The 21,602-nt window shown below is 39.5% G+C and carries 17 protein-coding genes; 6 read left to right on the top strand and 11 right to left on the bottom strand.

Going from position 1 to position 21,602, the window contains the following annotated elements; translation table 11 throughout:
* Window positions 1-119: 119 nt before the first annotated feature.
* The 7 genes from betA to EOK74_RS07590 form a co-directional block, all read right to left on the bottom strand.
* Window positions 120-1,790: a choline dehydrogenase gene (betA, locus tag EOK74_RS07620; RefSeq protein WP_133469386.1), complete on the bottom strand. Its 1,671-nt coding sequence runs from the start codon at window positions 1,788-1,790 to the stop codon at window positions 120-122.
* Window positions 1,790-3,253: a betaine-aldehyde dehydrogenase gene (betB, locus tag EOK74_RS07615; RefSeq protein WP_133469385.1), complete on the bottom strand. Its 1,464-nt coding sequence runs from the start codon at window positions 3,251-3,253 to the stop codon at window positions 1,790-1,792. Before betB ends, betA begins: the two co-directional genes overlap by 1 nt.
* Before the next feature lies 1 nt (window position 3,254).
* On the bottom strand, window positions 3,255-3,845 hold the full coding sequence (betI, locus tag EOK74_RS07610; RefSeq protein WP_133469384.1) for a transcriptional regulator BetI: 591 nt from the start codon (window positions 3,843-3,845) through the stop codon (window positions 3,255-3,257).
* Window positions 3,846-3,869: 24 nt separating this feature from the next.
* On the bottom strand, window positions 3,870-4,910 hold the full coding sequence (locus EOK74_RS07605; protein ID WP_133469383.1) for an alkaline phosphatase D family protein: 1,041 nt from the start codon (window positions 4,908-4,910) through the stop codon (window positions 3,870-3,872).
* 74 nt (window positions 4,911-4,984) lie between these two features.
* Window positions 4,985-7,351, bottom strand: coding sequence for a TonB-dependent receptor domain-containing protein (locus EOK74_RS07600; protein ID WP_133469382.1), 2,367 nt, complete (start codon window positions 7,349-7,351; stop codon window positions 4,985-4,987).
* Between the two features lie 343 nt (window positions 7,352-7,694).
* The gene (locus EOK74_RS07595) at window positions 7,695-9,968 is read right to left on the bottom strand and encodes a CehA/McbA family metallohydrolase (protein WP_133469381.1); all 2,274 of its coding nucleotides are present in this window, start codon (window positions 9,966-9,968) and stop codon (window positions 7,695-7,697) included.
* A 351-nt stretch (window positions 9,969-10,319) separates the two neighbouring features.
* Window positions 10,320-11,216: a sterol desaturase family protein gene (locus EOK74_RS07590; protein ID WP_133469380.1), complete on the bottom strand. Its 897-nt coding sequence runs from the start codon at window positions 11,214-11,216 to the stop codon at window positions 10,320-10,322.
* A 245-nt stretch (window positions 11,217-11,461) separates the two neighbouring features.
* Here EOK74_RS07590 and EOK74_RS07585 point away from each other — a divergent pair, with 245 nt between their 5' ends.
* Window positions 11,462-11,968, top strand: a complete 507-nt coding sequence (locus EOK74_RS07585; RefSeq protein ID WP_133469379.1) for a DUF3087 domain-containing protein — start codon at window positions 11,462-11,464, stop codon at window positions 11,966-11,968.
* Between the two features lie 40 nt (window positions 11,969-12,008).
* Window positions 12,009-12,170, top strand: coding sequence for a DUF2986 domain-containing protein (locus EOK74_RS07580; protein WP_133469378.1), 162 nt, complete (start codon window positions 12,009-12,011; stop codon window positions 12,168-12,170).
* A 20-nt stretch (window positions 12,171-12,190) separates the two neighbouring features.
* Here the strand turns inward: EOK74_RS07580 and EOK74_RS07575 are convergent, their stop codons facing one another.
* Both EOK74_RS07575 and EOK74_RS07570 read right to left on the bottom strand, forming a co-directional pair.
* Window positions 12,191-13,945 (bottom strand): EAL domain-containing response regulator, encoded by a 1,755-nt coding sequence (locus tag EOK74_RS07575; protein ID WP_133469377.1) that lies wholly within the window; start codon window positions 13,943-13,945, stop codon window positions 12,191-12,193.
* Between the two features lie 24 nt (window positions 13,946-13,969).
* On the bottom strand, window positions 13,970-15,001 hold the full coding sequence (locus tag EOK74_RS07570) for a hypothetical protein (RefSeq protein WP_133469376.1): 1,032 nt from the start codon (window positions 14,999-15,001) through the stop codon (window positions 13,970-13,972).
* A 153-nt stretch (window positions 15,002-15,154) separates the two neighbouring features.
* On the opposite strand from EOK74_RS07570, the gene EOK74_RS07565 reads away from it, so the two are divergent.
* The 4 genes from EOK74_RS07565 to nosR are packed head-to-tail and all read left to right on the top strand — an operon-like array spanning window position 15,155 to window position 19,543.
* Window positions 15,155-15,718 carry a response regulator gene (locus tag EOK74_RS07565; protein WP_133469375.1) on the top strand — a complete coding sequence of 188 codons (564 nt, stop codon included), beginning with the start codon at window positions 15,155-15,157 and terminating at the stop codon, window positions 15,716-15,718.
* Between the two features lie 24 nt (window positions 15,719-15,742).
* Window positions 15,743-16,570 carry a phosphate/phosphite/phosphonate ABC transporter substrate-binding protein gene (locus EOK74_RS07560; RefSeq protein ID WP_133469374.1) on the top strand — a complete coding sequence of 276 codons (828 nt, stop codon included), beginning with the start codon at window positions 15,743-15,745 and terminating at the stop codon, window positions 16,568-16,570.
* A gap of 11 nt (window positions 16,571-16,581) precedes the next feature.
* Window positions 16,582-18,246 carry a sensor histidine kinase gene (locus tag EOK74_RS07555; protein WP_239024044.1) on the top strand — a complete coding sequence of 555 codons (1,665 nt, stop codon included), beginning with the start codon at window positions 16,582-16,584 and terminating at the stop codon, window positions 18,244-18,246.
* Complete coding sequence (gene nosR, locus EOK74_RS07550) at window positions 18,236-19,543, top strand: response regulator c-di-GMP phosphodiesterase, NosR family (RefSeq protein WP_133469373.1); 1,308 nt, start codon at window positions 18,236-18,238, stop codon at window positions 19,541-19,543. The genes EOK74_RS07555 and nosR overlap by 11 nt, the downstream gene beginning before the upstream one ends.
* Here nosR and EOK74_RS07545 read toward each other — a convergent pair.
* Window positions 19,524-21,041, bottom strand: coding sequence for a sensor histidine kinase (locus EOK74_RS07545; protein WP_133469372.1), 1,518 nt, complete (start codon window positions 21,039-21,041; stop codon window positions 19,524-19,526). The two genes, nosR and EOK74_RS07545, sit on opposite strands and share 20 nt — an antisense overlap.
* Window positions 21,038-21,580 carry a heme NO-binding domain-containing protein gene (locus tag EOK74_RS07540; protein ID WP_133469371.1) on the bottom strand — a complete coding sequence of 181 codons (543 nt, stop codon included), beginning with the start codon at window positions 21,578-21,580 and terminating at the stop codon, window positions 21,038-21,040. The genes EOK74_RS07545 and EOK74_RS07540 overlap by 4 nt, the downstream gene beginning before the upstream one ends.
* Between the last annotated feature and the right edge of the window lie 22 nt (window positions 21,581-21,602).

Below are 21,602 nucleotides of genomic sequence, written 5' to 3'. Positions count from 1 at the left end.
TAATAAATAATAATACTTCATTGTTTCCCCGTGCTTTTTATCTCGTATTCACAGCCCATAAACAATTTAGGGGTGCACCACTGTATGCCCCACAGTATCTAAGTACTGTGGGTGGCAGGTTAAATATTCGAACTGCGTTGCTCACTTTGCCAATCATTTGCAATGGCAACCTTCACTTGCGATTGAGGCAGTATTGGCTTCCCTAAAATGAGGTCTGCCGCTTTTTCTGCCACCATAATGGTTGGTGCGTTTAAATTGCCGTTAGGTATGGTGGGAAATATAGACGAATCCACCACTCGCAAACCCTTAAGTCCTCTGACTTGGGTGTGAGAGTTAACCACAGCCATATCGTCCTCACCCATTTTGCATGAACATGATGGGTGGTATGCGCTTTCTACGGACTGGCGAACAAAAGCATCAATTTGCTCATCAGTCTGTATTTCTTTACCTGGTTGAATTTCATCATCACGATATTCATCAAAGGCACTTTGCTCGATAATTTCACGGGTTAAACGCACGCAAGCTCTAAACCCTTCGATATCATCTTGATGTTGTAAGTAATTAAATTGAATTTTTGGTGCCACACTTGGATCGGCAGACTGAATAGTGACCGCCCCGCGACTTTTGGGTTTGTTATGCCCCACATGTACTTGAAAACCATGGCCGGCAAAAGCACTTTTACCGTCATAACGCATCGCCGCTGGTAGAAAATGATACTGAATATCAGGCCATTCAACCTCAGGTTTTGAGCGAATAAAAGCGCAGGACTCAAAGTGATTAGTCGCGCCTAGGCCACTGCGGGTTAATAACCAACGAGCACCAATCAAGCCTTTAGAAATTAAACCGAGTTTGCCATTTAAGGTGATAGGCTGTTTACACTTATATTGAAAGTAAAACTCTAAGTGATCTTGCAAGTTTTGCCCAACCCCAGGTAAATGATGTATCACATCAATACCGGCGGCTTTTAGCGTATCGCTATCACCAATGCCTGAAAGCTGTAATAAGTGCGGAGAACCTATCGGCCCTGCGCTTAACACGATCTCTTTACTCGCCTTCGCAGTTATTTTCCTGCCACTGACACTATATTCGACAGCAACGGCTTTTTTTCCTTCTAAAGCGACTTTTTCAGCTAAAGCACCAGTGACTATGGTTAAGTTGCTGCGGGACTTAATCGGATCAAGGTACTCGCGACTTGCCGAGCTGCGTACACCGTCTTTTACTGTCATATACATAGGGCCAAAGCCCTCTTGCTGCGCCGCATTGTAATCGTTTGTACTGGAATAACCTGCTTGCTGACCAGCTTTAATAAAGGCTTTATAAAGTGGGTTGACCATTTCATTACCATTATTCACCCCTAAAGGGCCGTCACTACCATGATAACTGTCTTTACCTAGATAATAGGATTCCGCTTTCTGAAAATAGGGTAAACAAGACTGATAATCCCATCCCTTGGCACCATGTTGCTGCCACTGATCAAAATCTTTAGCATGACCACGGACGTATACCATGCCGTTTATCGACGAAGAACCACCTAACACTTTGCCCCTAGGGCAATGCATTTTACGATTATCCAAATAGGGCTCAGCTTGTGTATGAAACTGCCACGCGTATTTAGGAGAATTCATCGGAATAGATAAGGCCGTTGGCATTTTAATAAAAATGCTTTTATCGCTTCCTCCCGTTTCTAGTAATAAAACACTATTACTGCTGTCTGCAGATAGTCGATTGGCCAATACACAACCAGCAGAGCCGGCGCCAACTATGATGTAATTATAAGTTTCTACAGCCATTAAAACGGGCTCTCTATATTGCCCATGCCTACATAAATTGATTTAGTTTGGGTGTAGTGGTCTAGGGTTTCGATGCCGTTTTCCCGGCCTATACCAGACTGTTTATAACCGCCTACTGGCATTTCAGCTGGTGAATTACCATAACTGTTGATCCAACAAATACCAGCTTGTAATTTATGGATAACGCGATGAGCCCGTTTAATATCCTGACTAAACACCCCAGCCGCCAAGCCTAAATGGGTGTCGTTAGCACGTTGAATAACATCCTCTTCGTCTTCAAACACCAAAACACTCATAACAGGGCCAAAGATTTCTTCTTTGACTATCGTCATGTCATCGCTGCAGTCGATAAACACAGTTGGTGCCACAAAATACCCATTGGGTGCAGATTCTGGGCTCAAGGTTTTACCACCGGTTAAAAGTGTCGCGCCTTGTGCTATCCCTTTATCGATATAGCTCATGACTAAATCTTGATGTTTTTTTGAAATTAACGCACCAAAATTCACTTTAGGATCTAGCGGGTCACCAGCAATAACATTTTGTTCTGTACGGGTTTTAAGCTCTTCAATAAATTGCTGATAGATGCTTTTATGTAAATAAATACGGGTGCAATTAGTGCAAACTTCACCTTGTGTGTAAAAATTACCTAACATAGCTGCGCTAACTGCTTGTGATACATCGGCATCATCAAACACCAGTAGTGGAGACTTACCGCCAAGTTCCATAGTGACTTCTTTAAGGGAGCTTGCGGCACTGGCAACGACTTTTTTACCTGTGCCTACTTCACCAGTAAAAGATACTTTTGCAATATCAGGACTGTGGGTTAACCACTGCCCTACTTCAGCGGCGCCTTGCACAACGTTAAATACGCCAGCTGGCACACCTGCTTCGATGTAGATTTCTGCTAATTTAATTGCCCCTAAAGGTGTTTCTTCTGAAGGCTTAAAGATAAGGGCATTACCCGCAGCTAATGCAGGGCCTGACTTCCAGCAGGCAATTTGTAATGGGTAGTTCCAAGCTCCTATACCGGCACAAATACCTAAGGGTTCTTTGCGGGTATAGTAAAAATCTTCCGCAACCATTTGCTGTTGCCCCACTTGTGAAGGAGCAAGCCCGGCATAGTATTCAATCACATCGGCACCGGTTTGCACATCTACACACTCTGCTTCTTGCCAGGGCTTACCTGTATCTAGCACCTCAATTTTTGCCAATTCATCATTGCGTGTACGGAGTAAATTCACAGCTTTTAATAAAATACGACTACGTTCAATAGGGGTCAATGTCGACCAATGAGCAAAGCCTTTTTCAGCACTTTTAATGGCTGCGTTTTGAATATATTCATCAGCGACTTCAACATGATAAATCACCTCATCGGTGGCAGGGTTTTTGACCGCAAAGGTTGCGCCACTTTGATTGCCTAAAAACTGGCCATTAATAAAATTTTGGTAAACAGGTTTCGTCAATTTAAGCTCCATACTGTTTGATTAGAGTAGTCACATAGTTTTTAGCAAGATTCTCACTGTGGGCAAATTGAGCTTTATCAGACTTACTTAACACAGCCCGCAACCATAAGCCGTCGATCATGGCCGCGCATAGTTCAGCAGCAAGCTTGGCGTCATCTTCGCTCATTAGTTTTTTAAATGAACTGACTAAATTACTTAAAAGCCGTTTGTTATTTACGTTCTGTAAGCGATGCAACTCAAGGTCGTGCATTGACCGTGACCAAAAGCTTAACCAGGTTTTTGTGGTATGACTTAATTGCTGTAACCGTGCAAAATTTGCTTCAACAATCAGCATTAATCGTTGCTCTGGTGTCGTCGTGGGGGTGACTCGTGTAATCAATTCGTTCTTTAAGCCAGTTAATAGATAACGCACAGTTGCTTCAATAAGAGCCTGTTTACTGCCAAAATAGTGACTGATAATACCTGATGACATTCCTGCGCGACGGGATATAAGGGTAATTGTGGCACCACGCAGACCGACATCTGCAATAACTTCAATTGTGGCGTCGATCAACTGCTGACGACGCATCGGTTCCATTCCTACTTTTGGCATATATTTCCTACACAGTTGTTATTTTTAATAGGGTTCAAGTAATGACAGCCTAAACCTATGTTCGTTTACTACGTCACCCGCCTCATCATAAAGGCCTAGGGTGATAATTGGATCTTGTTTTTGCCAATTCACATTTAGCGCCCCATAGTTTACGTTATTGGTAAACTGACCAATACGATTTTTATTGGGACTGACGCTTTTCCATTCTTCTGTTAATCCTGAAGAAGTAACTTCCCATAGCGGATAATCAAGGTCCTGCTTATAATAACTAACTTCACCCCAATGGGTATCACCACTTATGAGTAAAACAGCATTTACTTTATGCTGCTTAATAATCTTGAACAAACGCTGGCGATCGGCAGGGAAATTTGCCCAAGATTCCCAACCAGTAAAGTCAGCCAGTAATTGTATACTAGAGCCGATAACTTTTATCCGACCTGGTTTTTGTAATTCTTGTTCTAGCCATAACCATTGCTTTTCACCCAACATACTGGCGTTTGTATCACTGTTTGCTTTATAAGGACCCATTTTTTGGGGTTTACGTTCACTCGCATATTCTTCAGCAGATACATGAAACAGAGGATCACGGTTCCAGCGCAGATCTGGTAAAATGACACGAATACTTTGTTGCCCTTCTCCATAAAGATATGAGGTATAAATTCCATCTTCACGACTACGGCGTAACGAGTTTTCAGGCTCTTGCCAAAAATCCAACATAAGCTTTCGAGAGGCGTCTTTCATGGGGTATTCCTTACCCGCGTCGTTAGCTCCAAAATCATGGTCATCCCAGGTAGCAATTAATTCTGCCTGCTCTTTTAGTTTTTTAAAACCCGGCTTCGCGCCCAATTTTTGATATTTGTCTCCCAACACTTGCATGTCTTGGGTGTCACCATAAATATTATCCCCAAGAAAAATAAACACCTCAGGGCTGTCTTTGATAATGCTATTAAAAATTGCCATGTCTTTATCTTGATGAGAACAGGAACCAAACAAAATACGGCTTGGAGCCTTGGCGCAGAGTACAGCGCTAAACAATAAAGTAGAAATGACTAATAATCTCAGCATGGACGATTGCCTTTTTTGCCAAACATAAAGTAGGTCACACACAATATTATTACATGTGACCTATTAACTTATTGTTACATGACGAATTTAGCGTTGAGCGCAGCAATACGCGGTGCACCAATCCAACCTGCACTTGGCGCGATAGAACCAAGGTAATCCTCATCAAAGACATTGTTTACTGTGAAGCTGAATTCAATACTATCGATAGCTCCACCAATGTCGTATGCTGTTTTACCAACATAAAGATCACTTACTATGTAAGAGTCAGTTTTCTGGGTATTGGCTTGGTCTAAATAACGCTCACCTACGTACTTAGTGCTAAAACCAGCGTATAAGTCACCTTTGCTGTAATCAAAACTAATCACAGCCATGTCTTCAGCACTGCCCAACACAGTATTACCGCGGAAATCTTCGTCCGTATAGGTAGCATTATTTTTTGTGTAAGAAACGTAAATACCAAAATTATCGTTAAAATTGTAATCAATAGAAGCTTCGATTCCGTCAGACTCAATACCACCGTCATTGATGTATCCTCCAGCAGCGGCTTCTAAGAAGTCAATGCCATTAACATCTTCATTACTCACAAAAGTAATACGGTTTTCAAACTTGATATTGTAATAAGTTAGACTGGCGTTAAAACCTGGGCTTGAATAACGTAGACCAAGGTCAATGTTATCCGCAGTTTCAGGTTCAACTAAACTCAAATCAGTATCGTCACGCTCTAACACAGCATCTTTAATGGCTGCAAAGTTTTCTGCATAACCACCAAACACTTCTAGACCCCATAACGGCAAAGGAGCAACAAAACCAGCTGATAACAAGGCGTCAGAGTCTGAGGATACTCTCAAGTCATTAGCAGGGGTAAATTGATCTTCTTTAATTACTTCGACGTTAAACTTTTTTGCACCTAGACGGAACGTGGCAAACCCGGCATCTATTTCGTCTTCAACATAGTACATCAATGTCTCGACCGGAAACTCACGGTCATACTGGACCCAGTAAGGATTGTTTTCTGCGCGAGGACTAGATGCGGCATCAATAGTTTTATGCCAGTCACGGTATTCATCACGCTGATAATCTTCATACCAGAAACCACCGCGCACAGTATTGGCCATACCTGCGATAGTGGTGTTCCATTTAAAGTCACCGTTCACACCATAGCGTTTCTTGTTGTAATGAGTGTGACGATTAGAACTGACAGGCATTGCGCCTTGCTCGTAACAACCGGGATCAAGTGCAGCTCCAGCCCCCCCATAAGGAAAGCCGATAGAACTAACACAACCTTCAATTGGTGAAAGTGACTGACCTGCACGGTCTACAAAATAAATTAGACCTAGGGATTCACCACCATATATGGTGCTAGAAGCATCTAGCTCTGAATTTGCGTTACCAGCTCCGTCATCAATAACATCCACCATATAATATGGGATCCATTTACCTACGCCCTCGTTCTCGTGGTAATAGACATTAGAGCTAATGTCTACATCACCTATGGTAAAATCTGCTTTTAGGTAAGTAAATAGGTTTTCACGCTCAGTAACCCATCCTTCACGCCAGACTTGATCTTGATAAGGTATGCCTGTCCAATCTTCAGTTAATCCGTCCCAATCGGGGTTCTGCTCATACTGCGCTAAACCATAGATCCGTTGATAAGTATACTCTTGGGCATCATCATAACTAATATAACCAGTTAGATTAACTTCACCAATGGTACTGATGATTTTACCTTCAGCATGATCCCTTGAGTTCGTTATTGATCCACCCATATAGTCGTCGTTCTGCTGACTTGATATAGAAAACCAAGCAAAAGTGTCTTGAGCGATTTCACCGGTATCATAGCGAACATATACTTTTTTGGCATTGTACTCACCTAGAGTGGTACTGACAGTCAGTTGCTCATCTAATGCTGGAAGTATAGTAGTGAAATCTAGCGTACCGCCTAGTGCTTCATTTGAGCGACTGCCTATGTCGGCGGTACCTTGAGATACTTCTGTGGCACGTAAATTTTCGGTATCAATATAGCGGCTAGCTTTAGTTCCACCACCGTAATTTGAATTACCATTAGATATACCGTCCACTGTCATACCGATTTGCTGAGATGCTAGGTTCAACTCAAAGCCGCGGATTGAAATACTTGTTGACCATTCATCAGAACCAAAGGGGTCACCTTCAGTAACCAATACACCTGGCAGGTTATCAATCAATGCCAAAGCACTTGTCATCGGAGTTTGCTGTTTTTTCATTTCAGTAGAAGATGCACTATTTGCATAAGAAACACTGCGGCCGGTTACCACAATAGATTCCAATGTTTCTTGGTTTTCTTCAGTTTTGGCTTGTGGCTCTTGTTCCTCTTGAGCCATTGTTGGCAACGAGGTAATAGATATTGCAGAAAGCACGGAGAGTGCTATTAAACTTTGCTTCACGGGCACATTAGTGTTCATAGAAATTCCTGTTTAGAGTATGCGTTTATTTATGTGTGTTGGTACTAATCCTCAATACATGAGTCTAACTCGATTTCCAATTTGACATTAATTGATCGTTCAATTAATGTCAAACATTGTTAATTGACCGTTCAATTAAAAAACAAAATTGCACTTAATAAATTAATTTATTACTTATAAATCAAAATCTTAAACTAATAACTGACAAGGGTATTTATTCAATGATAGTGGTATTACACATCTGTCTAAAAAGAAATGTGTGGCCATGGCCATTTTTGTTTCTTCAGGAGGCATTTCTACACGCGACTTTTTGCACTTCAAAACTATCTAGGCCTAGGGCTTCTTAAAATTGTGAACTGTCTACCAACTTCAACCAAATAGGGTTCGAGAATGCCTTGTACCCTTTGTTATCTTCTACAACTAAACTAACCCATCCTGATTTTAACGGGAGTTCAAACACCACCGATACCTTGTCGCCAGCCAATGACTTCTCAATGATCACACCATCATTGCCAATTAACTGCACCGACTTTAGTCCATTGACTGATAACAGTTCAAAACTGATGTATTGTTGCTGATTTTTAGCCTGCTTTATGGTGTCGCCAAACATTACATTTTGCGGATATATTATTGGCCCAAACGACACGTATGAGCGACCATGTTTGATAGCTTGAGCAAAGGCTTTTGAGTTTGGTTTACTTCCAGTATATACAAAAAGACGATTAAGGCCGCTGGTTTGATTCCACACATCATGGGTATCAGAACCGGCGGTATAGTAGTAAGGAAGGCCTGCAGACCATAATTGACGAGCTTTCTCAACCACCTGTCTATAGTCGACTACTGCATTTATTTCGAGCAGATCAATGGCTGGGTCAAAACCACCCACGGCAGTATTTTTTTCTAGACTGCTTAAATAACCATAAGGAATATAAGGATGGTTAGAAGCGACAACTGTCGCCCCCATAGATCGTGCATCTTTAATGATGCTATGGATATCATCCACCCCAGGATCTACCGATAGTTGAGCGCCAATATCAATGGGGAAAGCATTAAAATGTCCCCACGATGGAGAGAACTCTATTGATGGTATAAAAGGAATGCCACGTTTATCCGATAGTGCTTTAATTACTGCATTGTTCTTAGTTGAATCATGATCACTAACAAAAGTAACATTTAAACCCGCTGCCAGTTGCGAACGCACCAGATATTCTGGTGATGTTGAACCTTCCAGCACATCTGAATGATGATGCAAATCACCGGCATACCAGCCATGTTGTGTTGGATAAGTAGTGACCGGTATTGCGCTGGCCAGATGGCTTATTTTATTTGCAACAACGCTAACATCAAGTAATGCAGGTTTCGCTAAAAAATTGCCTCCGGCAGATACTTTAAGCTGATAATCGCCAGGAGCCAAAGTAAATGTTGCTTGGCCAACATTAGTTAATTCAGTGAAAAAGGTTTTTGCGCCAAAAAATTCAATCAAAGGTTTAGTACCTTTTTCAATTTGAATTTTAGCGTCTAATGGCAATTTTTTATTGGAGTCTGTGACCTGAACATTTACTTCACCAGGCGCTAAAAGATCGTTAAATAAAAGGTTTTGAGAGACACCATTTTTAATACTTATAGCTTGCTTTTCACTGTCTGAATAACCTTTACTGGTGGCGTATACTTGATAATCCCCAACAGGTAAATCAAGCTTATACTCGCCATGCTTACCCAATGCCCAAATGTAAGGTACGCCATCTTTGAGCACGACAAGTGCGGGTTCATCTACAGGCTTACCTAGCTGTGTTTTCACCTTGCCAATTAATGTTCCGGAAAGCAGATCTTTACGCTCAATTTCTGCCCTAACCACGGGCGCAAGGTCCCCACTGGCAAGGACTTGATAGTCACCTTCAAATGACATTGATTGAAATTTTTTCAGGGTATGTTTTGTATAGAGATCCCGTGATTGATATCTCAGTTCTGTCATATAAGGTGCATGCAAAGCAACCGCCCAGTCAGCGCCATATCCAACAAAACGATCCGCCAACCGATTGCTCAATAACGCCTCTGTTTTCCCAGCATAACCGGGGACAGCAAACTTATAACCACCATCGGGCCACAATGCATAACCGGATAACAAGTCAACTAATGCTTCTCCTTCATTAGTCATTGTAGTTTTAACATGAATAAGATCAGAGCCATCTGTGAGGCTATAAACAGTACTAATGATCACTTTACCGAAATCCCGAGTAATTTTAACGACAGCCTCGTTCTTAGTGTCTTTAATGATATCGAGTTCTTGATAAGTATTTGGCCAGCTTGACCAGTTGTTCGGTATGAAATCTGCGAATGCAACACGATCATGACTTAAAGAACCATCATTTTGAACGTTAGCAATATCCACAATACAGCCTCGAGCGACCCCCCAAGGGGGCGCAGATCCTAGAGCTATAGAAAATGCCAGTTTGTCATTTCTGATGGTTAAATCTTTCTCAGAAGTGGCATTGCCCCCTGGGATGATAGTCTTGCCGAGAATAATACTGACGGCTGCATAGCTTTGTACCGAATTAACTAATGCACAAGCGAACAAAATTGCACTCAAGAAAGGGAGTCTGCGGATCGGTCTTATCATTACTATTTACCCTATGCAGACAGTGTAGCCTGCTTTTTTGCCAATGCTATTAATAACAATTACTTGTAATCAAAGCACAGTTCCTGAGTCTATTAACGACTGACGAAGAATAACTTTGCTTACACCTTCGGATTTTTATTAATTGAACGATCAATAAAAATAAAGAATAAGGTAATGGAGCTGACTATTCAAGGTTAAAAAACAGTCAGCGGTCAAAGTGTTCTAAGTTAAAATTAAGTGATGATATTAAGCATTACAAACTAACTTGAGTAGAGGTAGATGAATCCAAAGGTTATGGATGGGCGGGTAATTGGGGTAATCCTTCATTAAGAGTTATAGAAAAGTAATATTCTACAATTTTCGAATCGCCTTATTTGAATAAAATGGCAAGCTTAACTGGGTCCATAAAGACAAACTTTTTCCAGTGCCATTGCCAACAACTACAATGTTTTCCTTACTTGAGAAGGTACCAAATAACCTATCCCAGAAAATAACAGTACAACCGAAGTTGCTATTACTTTCATCATAATCAATAGAGTGATGTACTCGATGCATTTCTGGGGTTGTAAAAAGCCAACCATAGATGCCTGAAGTCAAAGGTAAATTAGCGTGATTGATATGAGTGGATATCATTCTAAATACTAATATCACGGCCACCACATTGGCACTGGCTCCCATAAAGGCTAATACAATTATAGAGCCTAAGTTTAACCCTATAAACTCAAGAGGGTGTGTGCGATCGGTGCGGGCTACGCTCATTTTTGTTACGTGGTGGTGAGTAGCATGCATTCGCCATAAGAACATGAATCTATGTTGTAAACGATGTACCCAATACCCGATAAATTCTATGGCGAGAATGCCAATGAGAGCCATAATAAGAGTCCCGACTACAGAGTACGCCTGTAATTTATATGGGAAATCTACCCAGAGACTCAATGCTCTGAAAACATCTGACATTGGGGCGTCGTAATAGGTAGCATACAAAGGTAGCCAAATAATATAAGTTCCAAACAGCCAAAAGAAATCGCTCGCTAAGTCTTTCCAGTTCAGCAACCATTCTTTACGTTTTGGAAGTAATCGCTCAAGTACTAAAAGCATAGGGACAGGCAGTAAAATCATAACAGCCAACACCAAACTAGGGCTGATCCAGCCATAAGTATAACTACTAGCCGTTAATATAACGCAGCCTAAAATAAACAATGGCTGTGGAAGTGACAAGAAAAAATCATGTCTAGTGAGTTGTCGCATTGCTTCTTATTCACAGCTAAGTAGAGTTGTCGTGATTATACGAGGTTAATGAAGTGGTTACGAATTGGAATTCAACGATAACAAATACATGGTAAAAAAGACTGGATTTGCACCATGAAATTCACATACAAGCTGCCTAAAACTTCCAAACACAGTACAATATGTACTGCTATTTATTTCCCAACAAAAAATTTGCGGTTTACTCCTTGGGTAAAATAGAACTTAAAATTCAAACAGGTCCATTAATGCAACTCATTAAAATTAATAAAGTACGTTACCGTAAACATCTAAATATTGTCATTGCGGGGTGTGCAAGTGGATTGATAATAGGAAGCTTAGGGATTTCCCAAATTCTTATCGCATTATTCCCTGATGCCAATGGCAGCCATTTTCACTGGAATTTACTTGGGGTATTAATCAGCGGTGTCATCATTGCTTGGATGCTCAATCGATACCGTAACCATGACTTTATGACTGAAGTGGTATATGTCTGGGAGCTTAAACAAGCACTCAATAAAATAAACAGAAAGATGTTAAAGCTAAAGTCGACAGCGGCTGAAGGTAATATAGATGCGTTACTTGCCATGCAATATAGTTATGCAGGCTCTCGTTTATTATGGGAATTAGACGACAACACCATTGTAATGGAAGAGCTCGCAATAGCTCAAGCGGAACTAGATAAATTGGCCAAGCAGTACCAAGTCAACCTAGATATCAGTAATTACAGCGATGATATCTTAAAACAGTTTTAGGCTGTTCATAAATTAAAAATAATGAAAAAGGAAGGTATCTATGAATCGTCGTAAAAAAGGCAATCAAATCCTCAAAGCAAGAGCCAAAAAAGCAAAGGCAAAACTCGCCCCTAAAAACAAAGCTAAATACATAAGTAAAGCAGAGCGTGCCAAATTAATAGCGGAAACTATAGAACCCGTTCAACCAATATCAGACGCCTAAAACAAGTGTCTTTTACTAGCCTATGGGTGAGCTTCTTTTGGGTATATGAAAGGCTGATTTATTAATATTTTTTCAAAATTTTCTCTAGTAATTGGACGACTATACACATAACCTTGAATATAATGACATCCAAGTTCCTTAAGCATATTAACTTGTCTCTCGTTTTCTACTCCTTCAGCCACGACTTCTATTCGCATACGTCCACATAAATCTATTATGCTTTTTAGCATATCAGTCATATCGTTATTTGTTTCTAAATCATCGATTAAAACCTTGTCCAACTTAAGTACATCCACTGGTAACTTAGACAAATAAGCGAATGAAGCATAACCAGACCCAAAATCATCTATAGCAATTCGTAAACCTAAATCCTTGAGTTCCCAAAGAATTTTTCCTGTCTGTTCAAGGTCATCAATTACACAGCCTTCAGTGATCTCAAGTTCAATACACTCAGGGGAAAGGCCTGTTTCTTGGAGCAAATAAGTAAACTCTTCTACTATCTGGCTAGTTTGTAGCTGTCGAGGCGAAACATTTATTGCCAGACTCACCTTATCACCATATTGTTTACGCAAGGTTACTAAATCCGCAATACTCTTTTTAAATAGCCAAGTACCTATTTTTTCAATTTGCCCATCTAACTCACTAAGACTAATAAACTCCTCAGGTGACACCCAACCTAAAGATGAATGCTCCCAGCGCATAAGCACCTCAGCTCGCTCAACGATTCCATTACTTAAATTCACTTTAGGTTGGAAATACAAGCAAAATTGATTGGAACTAATAGCCTGTTGAATACTGTTTTGAATAGTTTGTTTACGTTTCTTTTGGGCCAAGTGCGCGGCATCTAACCTAATGACATCTGAGTTTTGACCTTTAGTCAAATGCTCAACGTAATCACTGTTAGATATGTTTCTAATTGAATGCACTAACTGAGCAATATTAGAGCCCTCAAACGGAGATTCAGCATAAGCTAGCTGACTAGCAAGCTTAGGATGTAATTTGTCAACCCCACATGTTAAAGACAAAGCCTCGCCTAAGACAACTAAACTATCATGTAAATTAGCATTACATTCACTTTCGGGAATGATTACAAGAAGTTGATCAACATCCACCTCAAAGACTTCACAGCTTGGTGATAAATAAGTGCTAATAATACTCTCAACTGAACTAAGGATGGAGGTGTTTGGTTCATGCTGCTGCCAATAACAATCAAGTAAAGACAAGTCCGATACAATAATAGAAGCTACAGCAAACTTTTCATTCTGAAGCAATAAGTGTTCAGCTGCTCGGTCAAACAGTACACGCTCAGGCTTTACATATTGCTGAGTTATATGTTCTTTTGACTTAGCTATAAAACGCTGTTGATATTCATCAAAAGCTTGGTCAACTTCTTCAATCAACTCTTTATTGTTCCATGGCTTGGACAAAAATTTGTAGGCTGCTCCTGAGTTCAGAACATCGACAGCAGCGTGGAAGTCAGCTTGTCCAGTTAAAATCATAGAAACAATATCTGGGTGTTGTAGCTGAACATCTTTCACTAAAGCTCCACCATTAACTTCTGGCATTCTAAAGTCAGAAAGAACAACTTGTACATCATGTAATTCCAGCATCTTTAGAGCTTCTTCAGCACTACTAGCAGTATATACTCGGTATTTGGTATGTTTAAAGCTACGCTGTATTGCCTTTAATATATTTTCTTCATCATCTACAACAAGTAGGCTACGGTCTTGTAACACAGGGTTATATATGGCTGGTTGTTGTGACATATTTAACATCAAAAATGCTCCAAAAAATGAATACTAAAATGAAAGTTTTGTTTCTATTCTGAATCGCACACTCTGCTCAGGCGATCCAACTAAACGCTTGGTTTTCGAAAGCCGAGAACCAATCCAAAGGTTATTTGTCAGTCTATGTCGAATCCGCAAATCCCATCCTTTATAGTTGCCTGTAGCGAATCGACTAGACGCATTTTGTGCAAATTCAGTCACCACAGAAAAGCGCTCAACATGTAAATATTTGAGTTCCGTTAAATAACTACCTACATGCTGTAATGCGCCTTTACTAAACTTGAATACATAGCTGAACCTTTGCTTAGAAAATTGCTCATATACAGAATTTGGTACGCGCTTCGTTGACCATCCCAAGTCGGCTCCGATTTGAAAATCATTGAACGTCATAGCGCCAGAAAAGCGGATAAACTGATTATTAAACTGCGTATCTTTGGTAGCGTAACTAGCGCCAGCCTCGCCTCTGTAATCAACTAGCCAGGGCGATAAAGTGATTTTTCCTAGGTGAGTAGATAATTGCCTCGAATATTGAATAAGTGACATATGGCCGACTGTACTTGATGCGCCATCTAAAGGTTTAAAGGTGGCAAAGGTTAAGCGCTGGTTTTCTGCAAAATCATAATCAAAGTGCACCCCAATTGGGTTTAAGTGCCTATCCCAAAATAAATCAGTTACTTGTTTGGACTTCCACGGAATTTTCCCTGCAATTACAGACACTTTATCAAAAGTAAATTTGGTAAATGCTCGTGACACATATATATCTTTGTCGCCACTGGGGTTATTCGTAATTTGATGTAAGGTTATAGCAGGAACGTTCTGATTATTTTTTAAGCCAGTTCTTACCTGACTCATGAATATAACATTATTATTTAGTCTGTAGTTTGCGCCTACAGAAGCAATCATTCGTAACCTTTTTCTTGGTGCTAAGTTAGTTTGACCCGTTTCATTTTCATACCGCAACAGTACATTGGTAGACAGCTCTATGGCTTGTGTACTTTGTACACACAAAAAACTTAAAGCAATCAATAGATAAAGTTTCTTCATTTCGCTAACCGTCTCAACCGTTGTATTGAAGGAGTTTTATAGGATGACGCAAATATAGCAATTGTCACAAATGTCGTATATTATACTTTAGTCATATATGTCTCAATTATACGTTATGTTATAATTATCAAATAAAATTTAGGAGTAGTATTCATGACCAAGGCTAAATCACTAACAACAGGTGACATAGCGCAATATTGCGACGTCAATTTGCGAACAGTCATTCGATGGATAGATAAAGGTAGTTTAAAAGGTTACAAACTACCAGGTAGAGGTAATAACCGAGTAACAGTTGAAGACTTTTTGATATTTCTCAAAGAGAATAACATGCCTATACCTGAAGACTTCTTACCAGATAACAAAACGATTTTAGTTGTTGACGATGATGAAAATATGGCGAGTGCCATTAAACGTGTTTTGAAAAATGCTGGTTTTGAATGTGATACAGCAGTTAATGGCTTTTTAGCGGGTAGTAAATTAATGCAGCGACAACCCGCATTAATGACTTTAGATTTAAGTATGCCTGGCCTAAATGGTTTTGAATTATTACAGCACCTAAGAAAACAAGAAGAGTTTAGTCATTTAAAAATATTAGTGATTTCTGCACTTAATCAAGACAGCCTAGATAAAGCCATAACACTCGGCGCCAATGCAGCAATATCTAAGCCTTTTGATAAAGAACACTTATTAAGTATTGTAAATCAGCTCACCCAATAACTATTTCTTAAAAGAGGTACCAATATGTTGAAAATTTTACTACTTTTTAGCTTATTAGTTAGCAGCCCCCTTGTCACCATAGCTCATGGAGAGACATTGACATTTGGTATTGTACCTCAGCAATCTGCAAAACGACTCGCTACTTTATGGACACCCATTTTACAACGAATTAGCGAAACGAGTGGCATTAACGTTAAGTTTATTACAGCACGAGACATTCCAACTTTCGAGCAAAGGCTAGCAGAGGGTGCTTATGATATCGCCTACATGAATCCCTATCATTATGTAGTATTTAATAAACAATCAGGATATTTGGCCATCGCGAAACAACAGGGAAAAACAATTAAAGGTGTGATCGTTGCTAAAGTTGGTAGCAATATCAATACAATTGAAGATTTGGAGGGAGCTCATTTAGCTTTTCCTGCTCCTGCAGCATTTGCAGCAAGCATTTTACCCATAGCCGAATTAAAAAGGCATGGAATTTCATTTACGCCTAGCTATGTCTCTTCCCATGACTCGGTCTATCTCAACGTATCAAAAGGCTTTTTCCCAGCAGGAGGGGGAATAAAACGCACCTTAAACAATATGTCTGAAGGTGTAAAATCGCAACTAATCACTATTTGGGAAACCCAAGGCTATACCCCTCATGCAATTGCCGTTAACCCAAAAGTTAGCGACACATCGAAGCAAAAAATACTCAGTGCGCTATTGGAGTTAAACAATAATATTCAAGGTAAAGAGTTACTAAAGTCTATTAATTTTAAGGGTATTGATACCGCAACAAATGATGACTGGGACGATGTAAGATCCTTAAAACTTGAAACACTTATGGGTACAAATGTACCGAAATAAATGGACTGATAATGCAACTGTCATTACGTAACAAAACAATCTTAGGTATTGCCGTTATTGAAGCAAGTTTATTACTACTTCTAGTATTAACAGCCGTTGATTTTATGCGTACGACATTGAACGATGGGCTAGTAAAGCGAGCGTCGACTATCACCACCCTATTTGCAACCACAGCAAAAGACGCAGTGTTATCCTATGATCTGGCTTCACTCGAGGTTTATTGCAACGAACTAATAAAAAATCCTGATATTGGTTACGTGAGAGTAATAAACAGTGATAATCAAATACTGGCACAAGCTGGGAGAGCAAAACTACTATCCTCTAAATTCAGTGTAGACGAAGAGTTAGATTTAGTCTCTGATGGTATATTTGATAGCTACACATTAATTAGCGAAGCAGAACATATATACGGTCAAGTACAACTAGGTATTGATATTAGTAGCATAGAACAGTCAATTCAAAAAATTCAAAAATGGACCAGTGGTATTGCCTTAATTGAAATGTTTTTAGTTTCACTGTTTTCTTTCGTGTTAGGAACTTATCTAACCAAAAAATTGCAAGGTTTAAGGCAAGCCGCAAGAAGCATCTCTAAAAATGTTACTGGTGGTGAATATTCACACTCTAAGATAGAGGTAACCGGCAATGATGAATTGAGTGAAGTTGCAGAGGCTTTCAATAAACTAGTGACAAGTTTAGAAAGGGAACATAAACGTAAAGAAAAATATCAATATGAACTTGAAACACTCAATCGTACGTTAGAAGGAAAAGTGATTGAACGTACATCATTACTTTATGAACGCAACAATCAGTTAGAAAAGTCCAACCAAGAACTTCACGAAGCCCAACAGCAACTTATTCAAGCTGAAAAAATGGCATCAGTAGGATTACTCGCCGCAGGCGTTGCACACGAAATCAACAACCCTATTGCGTTTGTTACCAGCAATTTAAATACACTTAAAGACTATATTGAAACATACCGACTTATAAGTGAGCAATTATTGACTCTTTCACCTAACTCAATCTCTGAAACACATGTATTACAAATAAATAAACTGCTAACGTCTGTGCAAGATGCGGAGCTCACTTATATAAACCAAGATACTCAGGACCTTATAGATGAGTCAATTCAGGGGCTAGCAAGAGTTAAAAGTATAGTTAAGGATTTAAAGCAGTTTTCACGGGCTGGCTCAGATGAAAAACAGTGGTTTGATATAAACACATGCTTAAACACGACCCTAAACATGGTGAGCGGTCAACTCAAATACCATTGCACTATTGAAAAACAATTGAACTCTGTTCCGAAAGTCTTCATTAACGTGGGGAAAATCATACAGGTCCTTACAAACTTATTGATTAATGCAGGGCAAGCAATTCATGAGAATGGCAAGATAACAGTCACCTCACTTTATAAAAATAATTATGTAATAGTATCTATTGCGGACAATGGCTCAGGTATTGAACCCAAACACATAGACAAACTATTCGACCCTTTTTTTACAACTAAAAAAGAAGGCGTAGGGACCGGTTTAGGACTCTCAATTTCTTACGGAATAATACAAGACCATGCAGGCGAGTTAACTGTTGATAGTGAACTCAATAAGGGCAGTTGTTTTAACATCATACTGCCAACAGATGACAAAAATAAACAACTGATGGAGACATCCAATGAGCAATGATAAAGCAATAGAAACACCGCCTATGACTGTGCTATGTGTGGATGATGAGTTAAATATTCTTAAGTCGATGAAACGCTTACTATACAAGCAAAACTTTCAACTATTATTAGCTGAAAGTGGTTCGATAGCTTTAGAATTAATGGAAAAGCACAAAGTCCAATTAATTATATCTGACATGAAAATGCCAGAGATGTCAGGCGCAGCTTTATTAGAAAAAGTCGCTACTAAGTATCCAGAGACTTACCGCATTCTGTTAACAGGTTACTCTGATATGGAATCCACAATAGAGGCTGTTAATAAAGGAAAAATACACCGATACCTTCAAAAACCGTGGGAAAACCAAGAAATAATTCAAGCCATAGATGAAGGTTTGTCTAACGTTAGGCTTAAAAACGAAAATGCTAAATTAGAGAAACTGATTAAGCTACAAAATGCGAAACTCAAAGAGCAGAATCAAAACTTAGAAGGTAAGATTCAATTAAGGACGAAGCAAATACAACTAGCCTTGAAACGTATTGAGCATAACAACGAAGCCACCCAGAAAGTGCTATACAATTTAATTAGTATCAACCCTAACCTAAGTGGAAGTTTTGCTAATAGTGTTAGTTTGTTGGCAAAAAATTTAGCGGAGCACCTTAAGCTATCGAAAGAAGAGGTAGAAAACGTAACGTTTGCAGCCTTGCTGTGTGAAATTGGCTTGCTTGGTTTAGATACAGCCATCTACAGTAAACCTTTTGACGAACTTAATTTCAACCAGAAAAAAGAATATATTGACCAGACAAAGATAGCCCAGTTAATTCTTAGTCCAGCCACTCACCTGCAAGAAGTATCAGATATCATTACTTGTCAATTTGAGTATTTTAATGGCAGTGGCCCCAACCAACTGGTTGACACTCAAATTCCAATTGGGGCAAAGATACTATCTGTGGCAAGAGATTATTGGCGATACTCTATGGGTCGTATTACACCAGAAAAAATGGAAGAGACGGAAGTTAGACTTAGTATGAAGAAGTTTTTAGGTACGCGATATGACCCTCAAATTTTAGAAGTCTTATTAAATACCCCTAACATTGCCTCTGATGAGTTTATCGAAAAGCCTATCCCTTCACATGCACTAAAAGTTGGTATGACATTAAAAAGTAATATATTTAATGATGCTCATATTTTAGTCTTACCTAAAGGTCACGTTTTTACTGAAAAAACCATAACCAAGTTGGTACAATTCGAAAAAAGTCAAACCGAGCCTTTGTCTTTAATAGTTGAAGATAGTCAAACCGCTACTGCTGAGTTATTGTAGGAAATGACAAATTAAAAGTAGTCCCAACCCCAACCTCAGAATCTACTGTGACTTGTGCATTGTGAGCTTCGAGAATAGCGTAAGATACAGACAAGCCCAACCCGGTTCCTACACCGACGGGCTTAGTGGTAAAAAACGGAGTAAATAGTTGACTAACTGTTTCTTTGTCCATGCCTTGGCCTGTATCAGTTATATGAATGACAACCTTTTCCTCTGAACTGGAATGAGAAATAGTCAATTCCCCCCCTGCTTCCATCGCATAAGCGGCATTAACAAACAAGTTAACAAACACTTGTTGTAATTGGCCGAGATTCCCAAGAACAGTAAGATTCAACTCGCTTACCTGATTATCAATTTGATGCTCGTACTTGAAAGCATTACCGGTTACTTTTAATGCGGCATCAACACACTCAGCAATATATATAGGTGTTAACTCCTCACTACCTGAATGGGAAAAGCTCTTAAGGTTATCAACTATATCCTTAACTCTTATTAAACCTTCAATATTTGATTGGAGTAATTCGACTGAGTCTTCATCTATGTAATCTATATCAATTTTTTCAAAAGCCTCTTTAAACACCTCAGTACTTAAAGTTTTACTGCTGTATGTAATCTTTTTCAAATCTTCATGCAATAACTTGTAGTCCTTTAAATAATCTTGAAGCACCTCCATATTTGAGCGAATAAAAGCAACAGGATTATTAATTTCATGGGCTACCCCTGCAGCCAGCTGCCCTAGAGAAGCCATTTTTTCAGACTGGATCAATTGCTTTCGTGCATTCTCTAGTTTTTCTAAGGATTCTTGAAGTTGCAAGTTTCGTTTTAAAATACGCAAATCAGTCAACCGCCTGCTGATACCACTTAACAAATGCTCTCTAGCTGTATTGAGTACAGATAGAACATCAGGCTCTACAACACTATGGCTATTTAGTATTGCCAACCAACCGACTTTGCCGCCAGCGAGAGCAAAATTGGTATAGCAAACTTGTTTAAGGGCTTGTCCAGCGTTGCTGGGAAAGTAGTCAATATCTAAAACGTTCCAAGAGTTTAATAACTCTGTATTTTCTAATGGTAGGAGTTTACCAATAACTTCTATTAAAACAGCGTTATCTTGCCACCCCCTATTCAGACACCAAACCTTGTTAAGTCCTTCCTGTATGATGTTTCCCTTTTTAGCAACCAGATAAAACCCGAAATCTGCCTCACAAAAACGTCCTGTAAGCTCAACAACATTGTCAATTATTTCGTTGAGTTTCATTTCTGACCCCACATAACTAGAGGCACGCCCTAAATATTCTAGCTCCTTTTGTTTTTTCGTAGATGACGCTAACGCTTTTTTTAAAGACTCATTAGTTTGATAAATTTCTAGTGAGTACTGTTCTAACTTATTCTCCGCTATGTTTCTCGCTTTTTTCTCTCGGCTTATCTTCCGCTCTAGCACGGCAACCCTTTTTTCTAACTCATCAACTTCTAAAACTGGTTTATCAGTAGAACTCAAACTTTTTCAACCTCTATAACACACTGTTCTCCGGCTTCATGCTCACACTCAGGCTGGGAGACCTTTATATCTTGCCCCGTATGCTCTGCAAGGCCATGGATAATACCTTCGCAGAAATAGCAAAGCTTGCGAGGTGATAGGTATTTAAAAGTTAATACGTTTGATGTTTCGGATAAGAATTCAAACTCTGGAAGTAAAGCATCAGGATTCAATTTTTTCACTTCTACATGTATAAAGTCTTGTACTGCATGTAAAAATTCAAACACATCTTTAAAGTCATGTGCCCCAGGAGGTGCAAGGTTATATAATTCTTTAAAAACCCACTTACCGAAAGCAAACTGTGCATCTTTGGCACTTATGCCTTTTTTAACAACAACTAGCCCAACTAATGTAAAGAGCTCTTCATCATCATAGGTAGCAACCGTAGTATAGACACCTTCACTTGCAAGGTTAGCTTCACTTAATAATTCATCCCAAAACTCATCGCCCCACACTTCCTCAATAAACTCGTTAAACTTTACAAAAACTATGCCTTTCATATTCGCCTCCAATTCGCCTCCA

This window comes from Paraglaciecola marina (assembly GCF_004360155.1).
Lineage (GTDB): Bacteria > Pseudomonadota > Gammaproteobacteria > Enterobacterales > Alteromonadaceae > Paraglaciecola > Paraglaciecola marina.
Note: the sequence above shows the minus strand (reverse complement) of the source record. Positions and strands in the feature narration are given on the sequence as shown.